We start from the raw sequence: 14,130 nt of genomic DNA on the forward strand, positions 1-14,130 counted from the left end.
CCACCTCAAGACCCAGATCCCGGCCCGGGTCACGACCGGGGTCACGACCGGGGTCACGACCAGGGTCACGACCAGGATCACCACGGTCCGGCTGACCGGCCGCATGCCGGCCCGGCGGCGTCGTCATCCGCCGGCCGCCGGACGCACCGACGTCGACAGGTTCTGCCCCACCCGCTGCACCAGCATCGCCATCTCATACGCGATCAGACCGATGTCCGCGTCCGCCTCCGCGAGCACCGCCAGACACGCACCACGACCAGCCGCCGTCACGAACAGGAACGCCGACTCCATCTCGATGATCGTCTGCCGGACCGGGCCACCACCGAAATGCCGCCCCGCACCCCGCGCCAGACTCTGGAACCCCGCCGCGACCGCCGACAGATGCTCCGCATCCTCCTGCGACAGGCCCTTCGACGCGCCCATCATCAACCCGTCCACCGACAACACCACCGACCGCTGCACCGACGGCACCCGATCCACCAGGTCGTCAAGCAGCCAGTTCAGGCCGATGTTACTTCCCTGCGCCGCCGTCATCCCGCCACCCCGTCACGGCCCGTGCTGCTCCGGTCATCGCTGTCACCGTCACCGGCACTCGCATGCCGGCCCCGCGCCGTCCCCGCCTGGAACGACGACATCATCCGCCGCAACTGCTCCGGCGACCGGCCCGCCTCCGGCACCTCCACGTCCTCGACGTCAGCCGCCGCCGTCGAGTCCTGCTGCAACTGCGGCGCCAGGCTCTGCTGCCGCACCCGCTTCGGCAACCCCCGCGGACCCCCCGGCCGCGGCCCGTCGGACGCCTCACCCGCGGCCGCCGCCGCCCGCGGACCCGGCGCACCCGCACCACCGTCCCGGCCGGCCGGCCGCTGCCGCGGCAACGGCCCCGGACCAGACCGCCGCCCATCCGGTACACCACCCGCCGCCGCCTCATCGTCCCGCGCCGCCGACCGCACCACCGACTGCACCACCGACTGCACCACCGACAAGGCGGGCCGCTGCCCGATCGACGACGCCGGCAGCACCTGCGTGTGCTCCCCACCCTCACCGGCACCCTCACCGGCACCCTCACCGGCACCCTCGTGCGGCAACCACGAGAACGGCTCCCGCGCCACCACCTGCATCTCATGCGTGTTCGACAGGTCCGCCGGCGCACCCGGCGGCAACGGCGACGGCACCTTCGACGGCTGCGCCACCACGAGGTCCGTCGGCAGCAACGCCACCGCCGTCACCCCACCGAACGGCGAGGACCGCAGCACCACCCGCACCCCGTGCCGCACCGCCAACTGCGCCACCACGAACAACCCCAGCCGGGCACTGTTCGCCGGGTCGAACTCCGGCGGCTCCACCAGACGCCGGTTCGCCTCCGCGATCGCCTCCACCGACATCCCCAGCCCACGATCCTCGATCTCGATCACGAAACCGTTCGGGACCAGCTGACCCGTCACGTTCACCCGCGTGTGCGGCGGCGAGTACGCCGTCGCGTTCTCGATCAGCTCAGCCAGCAGGTGGATCACATCACCGACCGCCCGGCCGACGACCGCACCCTCACCGATCTGCTGCACCTGCACCCGCGCGTAGTCCTCGACCTCCGACACCGCGCCACGCACCACGTCGATCACCGACACCGGGTTCCGCCAACCCCGGCCGGGCGCCGCACCCGCCAAAATCACCAGGTCCTCCGCGTGCCGCCGCATCCGCGTCGCCAGATGATCGACCCGGAACAGGTCCGCCAGGTCATCCGGCTCCGACGTCCGCCGCTCCATCCCGTCCAGCAACGACAACTGCCGGTGCAACAGCGTCTGCGACCTGCGGGCGATGTTCAGGAACACCTCGTTCATCCCCTGCCGCACCGACGACTCCTCGACCGCCGACGCGACCGCCGTGCGCTGCACCGAGTTGAACGCCTCACCCACCTGACCGATCTCATCCGTGCCCAGCCGCAACGGCGGCGCCTCCACCGCCACGTCCACCTGCACACCCCGCCGCAACCGCGACACCACCGACGGCAGCCGCTCGTCCGCCAGCTCCAGCGCCGCGACCCGCAGCCCGTCCAGACGCCTCGCCAGGGACCGGCCGATCCGCACCGACAGCAACAGCGACAGCACCACCGCCAGCAGACCCAGCACACCGGCGACACCCAGCCGCCAGAAGATCGCGTCGGCCGCGTCCTGCGCCGCCTGCACGTTGTGCCGCTGCACCTGCGCCCGGAAGTTCCTCAGCTCCACGTTCACCGGGTCGAACGCCGACCGCCACGCCTGCAGGTCGATCCCCGCCGACTCCGCCGACCCCGGCGCCGTCCCCAGCAGCTGGTTCTCCAGCTGCGTCAGCTTCGACATCGCCTGACCACCGGAGATCGCACCGAACCGCTCCTGCGTCTCCTCCGGCAGCAGCGTCACACCGTACGGCAGGATCAGCCGCTTCTGACCGATCAACGCCACCAGCTCCGTGTGCGCCTGCGCCGTGTACGCGCCGCTCACCGCCGCCTCCGTGACCAGCGCGTCCTCCTGCGAGAACAGGTCACGGGACAGGCCGAGCACGAACACACCCGTCGCCTCCTCCGTCACCTCCGACGACTGGTGGTTCGTCACCGACTCCGGGATGCCGTACGTGCCGGTGATGACCTGCGAGTACGCCTGCCGCACCTGACTCGACTGCCCCGAGCCGTCCGCGAGCTGCCGCAGCGCCGCCAGGCCGTCCACGGCCTTCACCGACGTCGCGATCGCCGCCTTCGTCTCGTCGCTCGCCACCGCCAGGAAGTCCTTGTCGGAGCTCAGGTCACGGAACTCCGCGACCTCCACGTCCGTCTTCGCCCGCTGCTCCCGCAGCGCCACGCTGTTCTTGCGGCCGCCGGCGATGTACACGGTCGTCAGCTGCCGCTCGACCTGCAGCTCCTCGACCATCGCCTCGGCCGGCTCCGTGACCTTGTCACTGACCAGCTTCGAGTTCCGCAGGTCGAGTGCCGGCTGCAGGGTGAAACTCACCGCGAACAACCAGATCGCGATGAGCATGACGATCGGGATCGCCAGCATCGCCGTGATCTTCGCGCGGATGGACCAACGGTTAATCATCAAGGACCTCGGGTGCGGTTCGGTTGCGGACCGCCACCGTAAGCGGGTCGCGACGTGACCGACCGTCATGTCCGCGGGTCCCGTTTCCTGACCAGCCGGATGACAGACAGAAGATCCTCCCGCCCAGACTCGAAAAGCCGGAGAATTTTCGCTACTGTGACAGTTCTAGCGCAGGATTTCTGGAGGTGTGTCGTGCAGCCGTACGCGTATCAACGCCACGAGCTCGTCGAGCCGGACTGGCGACGCCTCCCCGGCTGGCGAGACGTCACCCGCGACGAATGGGAATCCGCCCAATGGCAGCGGGCCCACTGCGTCAAGAACATCAACCAGCTCCGCACCGTCTACGGCGACCTCATCACCGCCGACTTCTACGACGACCTCGCACTCGACCAGGCCACCCAGGCCACCATGTCGATGCTCGTCCCACCCCACATGATCAACACCATGGTCCCCACCGGCGAGATCACCGACAAAACCCTGCGCGCAGACCCCGTCCGCCGCTACATGCTCCCCGTCGCCTCCGACCGGCTCACCGACTTCCCCTCCCACCCCCACGCCACCCGCGACTCACTCCACGAACACGACATGTGGGTCGCCGAAGGCCTCACCCACCGCTACCCCACCAAAGTCCTCGCCGAACTGCTGTCCACCTGCCCCCAGTACTGCGGCCACTGCACCCGCATGGACCTCGTCGGCAACAACACCCCCACAGTCGCGAAACTCAAACTCACCCTCAAACCCGTCGACCGCTACGACGCGATGATCAACTACCTCAAGGGGCAACCCGGCGTCCGCGACGTCGTCGTCTCCGGCGGCGACGTCGCCAACGTCCCCTGGCCCCAGCTCGAAACCTTCCTCATGCGACTGCTCAACATCGACACCATCCGCGACATCCGCCTCGCCACCAAAGCCCTCGCCGGCCTCCCCCAGCACTGGCTGCAACCCACCGTCGTCGAAGGCCTCGAACGCGTCGCCCGCACCGCCGCCCGCCGCGGCGTCAACCTCGCCATCCACACCCACGTCAACCACGCCCAATCCCTCACCCCACTCGTCGCCCGCGCCGCCCACACCGCCCTCGAGGTCGGCGTCCGCGACGTCCGCAACCAGGGCGTCCTCATGCGCGGCGTCAACGCCACCGCCGCCGACCTGCTCGACCTCTGCTTCGCCCTCCAAGGCGAAGCCGGCATCCTGCCCTACTACTTCTACATGTGCGACATGATCCCCAACGCCGAACACTGGCGCGTCGCCGTCTGGCAGGCCCAGCAGCTCCAGCACGACATCATGGGCTACCTCCCCGGCTACGCCACCCCCCGCATCGTCTGCGACGTCCCCTTCGTCGGCAAACGCTGGGTCCACATGGTCACCGACTACGACCGCGAACGCGGCATCACCTACTGGACCAAGAACTACCGCACCAGCATCGAGGACTCCTCCATGGACCTCGACCGCACCTACCCGTACTACGACCCCATCGACACCCTCCCCGCCTCCGGCATCGCCAAATGGCGAGCCGAAGCACAACTCCCCCTCGTCGCCTACGCTGGGTGAGTGCGCCGTAACCTCCTGCGCCTGCTCGGAGTAAGCCTCGCCGCGGCCGTCGTCATCCTGTACATCAACTCGATCGACGGCGGCTCCGGCGACACCGGCCCCGACCCCGCGGGCCGCCTCCAGTGCGCATCCGGCACCCACGTCGCCGCCGCCTACGCGACCGCCGCCCCCACCAGCCGCGAAACCCGCACCCCCGAACAACTCGCGACCGCCTGGGCCACCGTCCGCTCCAAGGCCCTCCTCGCCGGCCTCCACACGGTGTACGAACAGCCCGACCGCATCGACATCGCATTCGACGCCAAGGCCCACACCGTCGCCGTGCTCACGTTCCGCTCCCACGAGCCCCTCGGCTGGCACCTCGAAGCGGTCGTCGCCTGCCAGTCCCCGCTCACGCAACGCTCCGGCCCACAGAGCCCTCAGAGCACCCAGGGCCCACAGACGGCGCCGAGCAGCGGTCCCTGAGCAAGGAAAACGGAAGTCTGCCGCGCAGCGGCATGTCTTTGTTCTGGCGTGGCGACAGCCACGTCGACTATGGCATCCTAGGACGCTAGGATTGGAATGTCGGCAGGTCGGCCCAGGCCGGTCTGGTCCGCGGCCGTTGCAGCAGCGCCACGGCGTCCTTCACCCGCCCGAGGTCGATGAGGTAGCCGGCGAGGGGTGACATACCCAGCCGGGGTCACGGCGCTCAAGGACGTCGACCGCCTCGCCCGTACGTCCGGCACCGGCGAGCAGCCCGGCGACGGTCTCAGCCGCGTAGTCGGTGCCGCCTTCCGGGTGGGCCCGGGCCAGTTCGAGCGCCTCATCGAGGCGACCGCACCCCGCCATCAGCTCCAGCCGGATCCTGAAGTACTCCCAATCGTCGTCACCGAGGTCATCCAGGAACGCCAGTCCGTCCTCGGCACTCCCATGGGCCGCGTAGTGCGCGCACAGCGTGTCGACGCTCCAGTCGTCCCGGACCGTCGAAGCGAGCTCCCGCAGCACCTCCGTCGCCTCGTCGGGACGGCCGTGCCGCACCAGCAGCTCGGCGAGGTACGACGCGCAATTGAGCCGGCTGGACCCCGAGTCGCCGAGGTCCCGGTAGGCGGCGATCGCGCCCTCCACGTCGCCGCGCTCCTCCAACAGCTCTGCGAGTCGTCGCGCGGCGTGCCCGTGATGATCAGCCGCAGCATAGGACCGCAGCTCCTCGATCCGGTCCTGCCCTTCCAGCAGCTCCGCCATCGCCCTGACCGCCGTCCACCAGCCCGTCGCCACGAACGGGGCCAGGAGCGCCGCCGCCCGCTCCGGACGCCTGCAGGCCAGCTCCAGCGCGCAGAACCACTCCCCGCGACCCGCCTGCAGCTCCACCTCGTCGTTGTGTCCGAGCTCGATCAGGCGTGTCACCACGTGAGGCGGGATGCAGCCGGTGTGTGTCCGGGTGCGGTAGTCAAGATCCTCGGCGTCCACGGCGGACACCCTATGGCAGAGCGCTCACCGCGTACGGCTTCCTAGGATGCAGGGTTGGTCAGGGCGGACCGCCCGCGCCTGTCGACATCGCGGACACGACGGTGGTCCGGCCAGGCGCGCAACCCGACCGGACCACGATCGCCGGCCGTGAAGGGTGCGGCGGTCGAACCGCACCCGACCCGGCCAGGTCGCCGCGGCGCGATCCCAGCGCCGCGGCAACCAGTCAGCGGGGCGCCATCCGCAGGGCGCCGTCCAGGCGGATGACCTCACCGTTGAGGTAGTCGTTGGCGACGATGGACAGGGCCAGCGCCGCGTACTCGGCCGGGGTGCCGAGCCGGGCCGGGAAGGGCACACCGGCGGCGAGACCGGCCCGGTACTCCTCCGACACGGTCTCCAGCATCGGGGTGAACATGATCCCCGGCGCGATCGTCATGACCCGGATGCCGTGCTGGGCGAGGTCGCGGGCGGCGGGCAGGGTGAGACCGACGATGCCGCCCTTCGACGACGAGTACGCCGCCTGCCCGATCTGCCCCTCGTACGCGGCGACCGACGCCGTGTTCACGATGACGCCCCGCTGGCCGTGCGCGTCCGGCTCGGTCGCCGCGATCCGCTCCGCCGCGAGGGCCATGACGTTGAACGTGCCGATCAGGTTGACCTGCACCACCTTGGCGTACATCGCGAGGTCGTGCACCCCGCCGCGGCCGAGGATCCGGGCCGACGGGGCGATCCCGGCGCAGTTGACGACGACCCGCAGCGGTTCGGGGCCGCCCGCGGCGACCGCGACCGCCTCCCGGACCGCGTCCGGGTCCGTCACGTCGACCTGGATGCCGTCGAAGTCGGCCAGGTCGAAGCCGTGCACGGTCGCGCCCGCCGCGGTCAGCGCGGCGGCGGTGGCCGCGCCGAGGCCGGACGCGGCGCCGGTGACGATGGCGGCGGTGTTGGTGAGATCCACCAAGGCTCCTGTCGTGAGTTCAGATGTCGGTGATACGCAGGCCCGCGTGGGCCTCGTACGGTCGGTTGACCGAGCTGAGGTCGGCGGTGACCGCCTCGACCTGATGATCATCGCCCAGCCGGCCGGCGGGCCCGCCGCGGACCCCGGTCACGGCAGCCGCTCGTACAGCACGACCGGGTTGCCGCCCGGGTCCGTGACCAGCACGCGCCGCTCGTGCGGCCCGGTCACCACGTCGTCGCCGGAGTAGCCCAGCGCGGCGAGGTCGTCGACCTGGATGCTCAGCACCGTCCGGCCGGGCACCGGCTGCTGCGACGCGTCGGCGAGGCCGATGGTAACCGTGCCGTCGGTGACCGCGGCGTACCGGTCGCCGTCGCGGAACCGGGTCGTCAGCCCGAGCGCGGTGTAGAACGCCAGCTGCGCGTCGAGCGCGTCGGCGGGGACGATGACGTGACCGATCTTCATGGGCGGAACCTCGGCATGACCTCGCGGGCGAAGCGTTCGACGATCTCGATCGAGCGGGCGATCGGCAGCCCGAGCCATTGGGCCCGGAACACGAAGTGGTTGAAGCCGGCGTCGGCGAAGTCCTGTACCTTCGCGGCGATGTCGTCGGGCGAGCCGAAGAACAGCGCCTTCTCCTTGATGCCTTCCCACTGGGTCTCGAAGTAGTCCATGCCGTACTGGACGTACTCGCCGTAGGAGCGCTGGACGGCGTCGCCGGCGATGGCGTAGGCGTCGTCGAACGAGTCCGCGACGCACAGGTCCCGGTGGATCGGGAAGACCGCGCCGTCCTCGGTGAACCCGGCCTCCAGGCGCGCGGCGCGGTAGTCGGCGAGGTTGCCGACGGCCCAGTTGCGCCGCACGTTGGACGGGGCGAGCCACGGCAGCCCCTGCCGGGCGATCCGGGCGATGCCGATCGGCCCGTTGGCGCCGACCCACACCGGTGGGTGTGGCCGCTGCACCGGCAGCACGCTGCACCGCACGCCGTCCAACGAGAAGTGCTGCCCTTTGTGGTTCACCGGCGAACCGGTCCACAGCTGCCGCATCACGTCGAGGGACTCGTTCATCCGGGACACCCGGGTGCGGCGTTCGATGCCGAACGAGGCGAACTCGTCGTCGCGGTAGCCGGAGCCGATGCCGAGGACGAACCGGCCGCCGGACATCTGGTCGATGGTGGCGATCTCCTCGGCCCAGTGCACGGGGTGCCCGAGCGGCAGGATGAGGATGCCGGTGCCGAGCTCCATCGTCCCGGAGTGGTCGATGAGCCGGGACAGCAGCGGCAGCGGCTGCGGCGTCGACAGCGACGACAGGTAGTGGTGGATGCCGAAGACCGAGTCGTAGCCGAGGTCGCGGACGTGCTGGACGTACTCGACGATCTCGCCGGTCCGCCGGTGCAGGTCGTCGCCGGGCTCGTACTGGTGGTCGAGCAGGATGCCGAACTTCACGCGGGTTCCTCTTGCGAACGGGACTCGCTGAGCCGGAAGTACGGCGCGACCATCCGGTCCCGGTCCTCGAGCGCCTGCCGGATGCCCTTCTCGCGGCGCTCCTTGAGGAAGTTCCAGTCGCCGTCTTCGAAGCTGACGTTGGTGGCCCAGCCGTGCCCGACCCAGCCGGTCATCGCGCCGAGACCCTTGCCGCGGGCCTCCATGACGACCTGCATCATCGACTTGCCCATCATCAGCGAATCGAGGGGCATGACGGCGATCGCGTCGGCGTAGTCGTCGGTCCAGCGCTGCAGGTCTTCGAGGGGCACGACCTTCGTGACGAGGCCCTTGCGCTCACCCTCCTCGGCGCCGATGGCGCGCATGGTGAGCATGACGTCCTTCATCGTGGTCAGGCCGACCTTCTCGATCCAGTGGTACATGTCCTGCGGCGCAGGGCCGAGGTAGCGGAACGCCGGGTGGGTGAAGCGGGCGTTGGGGGCGGCGATGACGATGTCGGCGGACAGCGCGATCTGGAAGTGGCCGCCGTAGCAGTACCCCTGGACCTGGCAGATGGTGGCCTTCAGCGACTCGATGATGGGCCGGGTGAAGCCGGAGCTGAGCACGTTGCGGTCCGGCAGGATCCGCTGCCGCTGCGCCGGGCGGCGCCGCGAGGCCTTGTCGGTGCCGGACTTGTAGCCGATGTAGTGGCCGAGCTCGGCCGCGTCGGCGCCGGTGCCGAAGTGCTCGCCCTCGCCCTTGAACACGATCACCTTGACCCGGTCGTCGGCCTCGGCCTCCCGGACCAGGTCGCCGACCCGTTCGAACGCGGCGACCGGGATCGCGTTGAGCCGGTCCGGGCGGTCGAAGGTGATGGTGGCGACGGATCGCGCCTCGTCGACGTCGTAGCGGACGTACTTGGCGAGGACCTCCGGGTCGACCTCCATGTTCTCGACGTCCCACTGGTTTTCCAGCAGCTCGGCTTCGGTCTTCTTCACGGCGGATTCCTTACTGACGGAAGGCGGGGAACACTTCGGAGGCGAACAGGCGCAGGGAGGCACGGACCTGCCCGGTGGGCATACCGAGCCAGCCGGGCCGGAAGATGAGATGGTCGAAGCCCAGGTCGCGCAGCGCGCTGATGCGTTCGATGAGGAACTCGGGCGAGCCGAGCAGCAGGGTGTTGCGGACCAGCTCGTCGAAGCGGTCGCGCTGCCAGCGCAGCGCCGGGTACTCCGCGTAGGTGGAGTACTCGACCCGGGCGTGCGGCAGCGCCTCCTCGACGGCCCGTTCGGTGGTCGGGGCGCAGTACAGCTCGACGCCGACGGGCCGGGAGATCCGGGACGTGTCGCGGCCGTACTCGGTGAGGGCGTCGTTGTAGACGGCGAGGTGCTCGGGCAGGAACCGGCGGCTCGGCGAGTTGCCGGGCGCGTACCAGGCGTCGCCGAGCCGGGCGGCCCGCCGGACCGCCTTCTTGCCGCCGGCGCCGATCCAGATCGGCGGCCCGCCAGGGGTCAGCGGCCGGATGCCGATGGTCGCGTCCTTCTGCGGGTAGAACTCGCCGTCGGTGGTGACCGGTTCGCCGCCCCACAGCGCCCGGATGAGCCGCAGGCTCTCGTCGAGGCGGCGGAAGCGGGTCTCGGGGTCGATGCCGAACGCGGCGAACTCGTTCTCGCGGTAGCCGGCGCCGACACCGAGGATCACCCGGCCGCCGGACAGGTGGTCGAGGGTGGCGAACTCCTCGGCGATGTGCACCGGGTGGAACATCGGCAGCAGCAGGATGCCGGTGCCGATGAGCATGTTCCCGGAGCGCGGGATGAGGCTCGCGGTCATCGAGATCGGCTGCGGGGTGTTGAGGTTGGACTGGAAGTGGTTGATCGTCCAGACCGAGTCGTAGCCGAGCTCGGCGGCCAGTTCGACGGTGCCGAACAGGTCGCTGAGGTGTTTGCCGAGGTCGTCGCCGTGCGGGTACTGGTGCGACGCCATGATCCCGAACTTCATCGGTGCCCCTCTCCGGCGGCCCGGCTGATCTTGCCGGTGCTGCTGCGTTCCAGCTCGGGCACGAACTCGATCCGCCGCGGTGTCTTGAAGTGCGCGAGCCGGTCCCGGGCGAACGCGACGATCCGGTCGGCGAGCTCGCCGTCGGGGACGGTGTCGTCGGCGGCGCGCACGACGAGCGCCACCGGGATCTCGCCGAGCCGGTCGTCGGGCCGGCCGAGCACCCGCACGTCGTGGACGAGCGGGTGCTCCCGCAGCTCGTCCTCGATCTCCTCGGGCCACACCTGGAACCCGCCGCACTTGATCATGTCGCGCTTGCGTCCGACGAGGAACAGCACGCCGTCCGCGTCGACGTACCCCATGTCGCCGGTGTGCACCCAGCCGTCCTGGACCAGTTCGCGGGACGCCTCGGCGTCGTCGACGTAGCCCTTGGTCAGTTCGGACCGCACGACGACCTCGCCCTCGGCGCCGGTCGGCAGGGCCGTGCCGTCGCCGTCGCGGATCTCCAGCTCCACGCCGGGGTAGACCCGGCCGGCTGAGCCGGGTTTCCACCGGCCGGCCTTCATGTCGCGGCCGTTCCAGCCGGCGATGTGGCCGGCCTCGGTCGAGCCGTAGTTGACCAGGATCGGCACGTGGTAGCGCTCCTCGAAGGCGCGCCGGACCGGCCACGAGATCGCCTGCCCGGCGACCAGGACGGACTTGACCCCTGCGAAGGGCAGGTCCCGGTCGGAGTGCACGATGTCGAAGACCATGGTGGGCAGGAAGAAGAAGTTGTCGAACGCGAACCGGTCCATCAGCTCGGCGAGCCGGTCGACGCCGAACCGCTCCCAGACGACCGCGGGCCGGCCGACGAAGAACGCGAAGAGCAGCGAGTGCTGGCCCCCGCTGTGGAACAGCGGCAGCGCGATGAGGTTGGCCTTGGCGTCGGTGGCGGCGGTGCCTTCGGCGTCGCTGCCGGTGGAGACCCGGGCGAGGCGTTCGAGGGAGGCGCGGGTGCCGCCGTGGGTGACGCTGACCGACTTCGGCCGGCCGGTGGTGCCGCCGGTGGACAGGATGCAGGCCTCGGCGTCGCCGGCGACGTCCACGGCGGGCACGCTCACCTGCTGCCGCCAGGCCAGGTCGGGCACCCCGGCGACCGTCCCGCCGACGGACCGGACCTCGATGCCCGGGCCGCCGGCGAGCAGCCCCGCGATGACGTCCGGGCGCCGGTCGTCCACAACCAGCAGCCGGGGCGCGGTCTTGGTGAGGGACTCGGCGAGTTCGGCGGCGTTGTACAGGCTGCTGACGGTGACCGGGACGGCGCCGATCTTCCAGGCGCCGAACAGGAAGAACACGATCTCGGGGCCGTTGGTGAGGTAGCAGGCGACCCGGTCGCCCGCGCCGATCCCCTCGGCGCGCAGGGCCGTGGCGACGCCCCCGGCGAGCCGGTCGACCTCCTCGAACGTCCAGGACCGGCCGTCGTCGCCGTACAGTGCGGGCACCCGCGGCCGGTCGGCGGCGCGGTGCTCCAGGATGCGGGCAAGGTTGCTCACGTCGTCACCTCGGCAGGGGTGGTGACCCGCGGGATGATCTCGGCGCCGAAGCGGGCGAGCTGCTCCATGGCCTCGTCCTGGCCGGCGCCGACGAACTGGTGCCGCAGTGACACCTCGGTGATGCCGAGCTCGGTCTCCCAGCGGCGCAGCTTCGCCACGATCTCGTCCGCGGACCCGACCAGGCAGTCCTCGGCGAGGTACCGGTCGACGTCGATGGCCTGGGCGTCGTCCCACGACTTGTAGCCGGCGTACTGGCGCTGCAGGTGCGGCCGGACGGCGGCGACGGCCGTCGCGTAGGTGTCGCCGACGCACGCCTCACGGCTCATCGGGTACTCCCGGTCGAGGCTGTGGCCGTGTTCGGCGAGGACGTCGCGGTAGACGCCGAGCAGCCGGGCGAGCTCCGTGTCGTCGCCCTTCGGGCCGATCAGCCACGGGGCGTCGAGGCGGGCGGCGCGGCGCACGGCGGCCTCGGCGAACGCACCGATCCACAGCGGCGGCCCGCCGGGCTGCACGGGCCGCAGCGCCAGGGAGGCGCCGGGGACCTCGCCCCAGCTGCCGTGCGCGTCGACGGTGGCGCCGCTCCACAGGGCCCGCAGCAGCGGGACGTAGTCGCTGAGCCGGCGCAGCCGGTCGTCCCACGCGACACCGAAGGCGGCGGTCTCGCGCTTGCGGTAGCCGGCGCCGAGGCCGACGGTGAGCCGGCCGCGGGACAGCACGTCCAGCGACGCGAGGTCCTCGGCGAGCGCGATCGGGTTGAGCAGCGGGGCGAGCAGGACGCCGAAGCCGATCCGGACCCGGCTGGTGGCGCTGGCGAGATAGCCGGCGAGCGGGACCGGCTGGACGAACGCGGACTTGGCCAGGTAGTGGTGGCCGAGGTAGACGGCGTGGAACCCGGCCGCCTCGGCCGCGGCCGCCTGGGCGAGCACGTCGTCGATGCCGTCGGCGGCGGAGGCCGACGGGTCGAACTGGGCGCTGAGGAAGCAGCTGATCCTCACCCGACGACCGCCGCGGCCTTGTCCTGGGACTGGGACGGGGACGGGGACGGGGACGGGGCCTGGCGCTGGGCGTGGGCCTGGGACTGAGCACGGAAGTGCGGGATCACCTTGCCGGCGAACTCCTCCATGGAACGCAGCGCGGCCGCGCGGTCCAGCGTCGGGATCCGCAGCCAGCCGATGTAGTGGTTGATCCCGAGCTGCTCGCGCAGCATCTCGATGGTGTCGATGACCTGCTGCGCCGAGCCGAAGTTGCCGCCGTGGGTCAGCGTCTGCTCCAGGGTCAGCAGCTCGATGTTCTTGGCGACGGCCGCGTAGTAGGAGCGCTCCTTCTCGATCGCCTCCTCCGAGCCGGGGATGACCTTGCCGACCGACTTGTAGTACTGCATCGCGGCCTGCGCGGCCTGGCGCAGGCCGGCCTCGCCGTCGCCGCACCAGACCTGCTGCATGAACGGCAGGTCGTAGGTGGTGATGTCGAAGCCATTGTCGCGCATGGCCTGCTGGTACAGGCTGAAGTTCTTCTGCATGATGCCCAGCGGCGTGAAGTTGGGCGAGGTGATGATCGACTCGCCGACGGCGCCGCGTTCGCGGAAGCTGTCCGGGGAGACGGTGCCCTGCAGGATCGGCGGCCCGCCCGGGGTGAACGGCCGCGGGTAGGTGGTGACGTTGTCGTAGTGGAAGATCTCGCCGTGGTAGGAGAAGTTCTCCTGCGACAGGGCGAGCCGCAGGATCTCCAGGGTCTCCTGGTAGCGCTGCTTCGACTCCTCCAGCGGCACGCCGAACCCGGCGAACTCCGACGGCTGGTAGCCGCGGCCGACGCCGATCGACACCCGTCCGCCGCTGAGCACGTCGAGGGCGGCGATGTCCTCGGCCAGGCGCAGCGGGTGGTGCAGCGGCAGGACGAGGACGGCGGTGCCGATGGTGATGCGCTTGGTCCGCTCCGCGACGGCCATGCCGAAGTTGATCGGGCTGCCGAGGATGCCGTACTTGGAGAAGTGATGCTCGGCCAGCCAGATCGAGTCGAAGCCGAGCTCGTCGGCCAGCTGGATCTCGTCGAGCGTCTCCCGCAGCACCTGGTGGTCCGATGTGCCTTCGTTCACCGGGAACAGGTTCATGATGCCGAACTTCACGATCTCTCCTCGTTTATTCCGACCAGCCGGTATGTTACTGGTACCGCGCTGGCAT

14 protein-coding genes are annotated in these 14,130 nt (G+C 70.5%); 2 read left to right on the forward strand and 12 right to left on the reverse strand.

From position 1 onward, the window contains the following. Window positions 1–123: 123 nt before the first annotated feature. Window positions 124–534, reverse strand: a complete 411-nt coding sequence (locus ACQEVZ_RS42640; protein ID WP_344504941.1) for a roadblock/LC7 domain-containing protein — start codon at window positions 532–534, stop codon at window positions 124–126. Then, window positions 531–3,065 (reverse strand): sensor histidine kinase, encoded by a 2,535-nt coding sequence (locus ACQEVZ_RS42645; RefSeq protein ID WP_433378428.1) that lies wholly within the window; start codon window positions 3,063–3,065, stop codon window positions 531–533. Before ACQEVZ_RS42645 ends, ACQEVZ_RS42640 begins: the two co-directional genes overlap by 4 nt. Window positions 3,066–3,209: 144 nt before the next feature. On the opposite strand from ACQEVZ_RS42645, the gene ACQEVZ_RS42650 reads away from it, so the two are divergent. Both ACQEVZ_RS42650 and ACQEVZ_RS42655 read left to right on the forward strand, forming a co-directional pair. Next, complete coding sequence (locus ACQEVZ_RS42650) at window positions 3,210–4,613, forward strand: KamA family radical SAM protein (protein ID WP_433386055.1); 1,404 nt, start codon at window positions 3,210–3,212, stop codon at window positions 4,611–4,613. Next, window positions 4,614–5,075 carry a hypothetical protein gene (locus tag ACQEVZ_RS42655; protein WP_433378431.1) on the forward strand — a complete coding sequence of 154 codons (462 nt, stop codon included), beginning with the start codon at window positions 4,614–4,616 and terminating at the stop codon, window positions 5,073–5,075. 159 nt (window positions 5,076–5,234) lie between these two features. Here the strand turns inward: ACQEVZ_RS42655 and ACQEVZ_RS42660 are convergent, their stop codons facing one another. The 10 genes from ACQEVZ_RS42660 to ACQEVZ_RS42705 all read right to left on the reverse strand — a co-directional run bounded on the left by ACQEVZ_RS42660 (window position 5,235) and on the right by ACQEVZ_RS42705 (window position 14,075). Next, entirely contained in the window at window positions 5,235–5,996 is a 762-nt protein-coding gene (locus tag ACQEVZ_RS42660) for a tetratricopeptide repeat protein (protein WP_433378434.1), read from the reverse strand. A 283-nt stretch (window positions 5,997–6,279) separates the two neighbouring features. Next, entirely contained in the window at window positions 6,280–7,008 is a 729-nt protein-coding gene (locus ACQEVZ_RS42665) for an SDR family NAD(P)-dependent oxidoreductase (protein WP_344504945.1), read from the reverse strand. Window positions 7,009–7,027: 19 nt separating this feature from the next. Then, window positions 7,028–7,159: a hypothetical protein gene (locus tag ACQEVZ_RS42670; protein WP_433378438.1), complete on the reverse strand. Its 132-nt coding sequence runs from the start codon at window positions 7,157–7,159 to the stop codon at window positions 7,028–7,030. Next, window positions 7,156–7,470, reverse strand: a complete 315-nt coding sequence (locus tag ACQEVZ_RS42675; protein WP_344504948.1) for a VOC family protein — start codon at window positions 7,468–7,470, stop codon at window positions 7,156–7,158. The genes ACQEVZ_RS42670 and ACQEVZ_RS42675 overlap by 4 nt, the downstream gene beginning before the upstream one ends. Further along, complete coding sequence (locus tag ACQEVZ_RS42680; RefSeq protein ID WP_433378442.1) at window positions 7,467–8,450, reverse strand: LLM class flavin-dependent oxidoreductase; 984 nt, start codon at window positions 8,448–8,450, stop codon at window positions 7,467–7,469. The genes ACQEVZ_RS42675 and ACQEVZ_RS42680 overlap by 4 nt, the downstream gene beginning before the upstream one ends. Beyond that, a complete protein-coding gene (locus ACQEVZ_RS42685) occupies window positions 8,447–9,424 on the reverse strand; it encodes an enoyl-CoA hydratase/isomerase family protein (RefSeq protein ID WP_344504951.1) in 978 nt (325 codons plus the stop codon). The genes ACQEVZ_RS42680 and ACQEVZ_RS42685 overlap by 4 nt, the downstream gene beginning before the upstream one ends. 10 nt (window positions 9,425–9,434) lie before the next feature. Then, window positions 9,435–10,424, reverse strand: coding sequence for an LLM class flavin-dependent oxidoreductase (locus ACQEVZ_RS42690; protein ID WP_433378446.1), 990 nt, complete (start codon window positions 10,422–10,424; stop codon window positions 9,435–9,437). Next, window positions 10,421–11,953, reverse strand: a complete 1,533-nt coding sequence (locus ACQEVZ_RS42695; RefSeq protein ID WP_433378449.1) for a class I adenylate-forming enzyme family protein — start codon at window positions 11,951–11,953, stop codon at window positions 10,421–10,423. The genes ACQEVZ_RS42690 and ACQEVZ_RS42695 overlap by 4 nt, the downstream gene beginning before the upstream one ends. After that, the gene (locus tag ACQEVZ_RS42700) at window positions 11,950–12,948 is read right to left on the reverse strand and encodes an LLM class flavin-dependent oxidoreductase (RefSeq protein WP_433378452.1); all 999 of its coding nucleotides are present in this window, start codon (window positions 12,946–12,948) and stop codon (window positions 11,950–11,952) included. Before ACQEVZ_RS42700 ends, ACQEVZ_RS42695 begins: the two co-directional genes overlap by 4 nt. Further along, a complete protein-coding gene (locus tag ACQEVZ_RS42705; RefSeq protein ID WP_433378455.1) occupies window positions 12,945–14,075 on the reverse strand; it encodes an LLM class flavin-dependent oxidoreductase in 1,131 nt (376 codons plus the stop codon). Before ACQEVZ_RS42705 ends, ACQEVZ_RS42700 begins: the two co-directional genes overlap by 4 nt. Window positions 14,076–14,130 lie beyond the last annotated feature (55 nt).

It is taken from the genome of Dactylosporangium sp. CA-152071 (assembly GCF_050936335.1).
GTDB classification, from domain to species: domain Bacteria; phylum Actinomycetota; class Actinomycetes; order Mycobacteriales; family Micromonosporaceae; genus Dactylosporangium; species Dactylosporangium maewongense.

Coding starts and splice junctions, on each gene's coding strand:
- ACQEVZ_RS42640 (WP_344504941.1), bottom strand. CDS start 534: ATGACGGCGGCGCAGGGAAGTAACATCGGCCTGAACTGGCTGCTTGAC.
- ACQEVZ_RS42645 (WP_433378428.1), bottom strand. CDS start 3,065: ATGATTAACCGTTGGTCCATCCGCGCGAAGATCACGGCGATGCTGGCG.
- ACQEVZ_RS42675 (WP_344504948.1), bottom strand. CDS start 7,470: ATGAAGATCGGTCACGTCATCGTCCCCGCCGACGCGCTCGACGCGCAG.
- ACQEVZ_RS42690 (WP_433378446.1), bottom strand. CDS start 10,424: ATGAAGTTCGGGATCATGGCGTCGCACCAGTACCCGCACGGCGACGAC.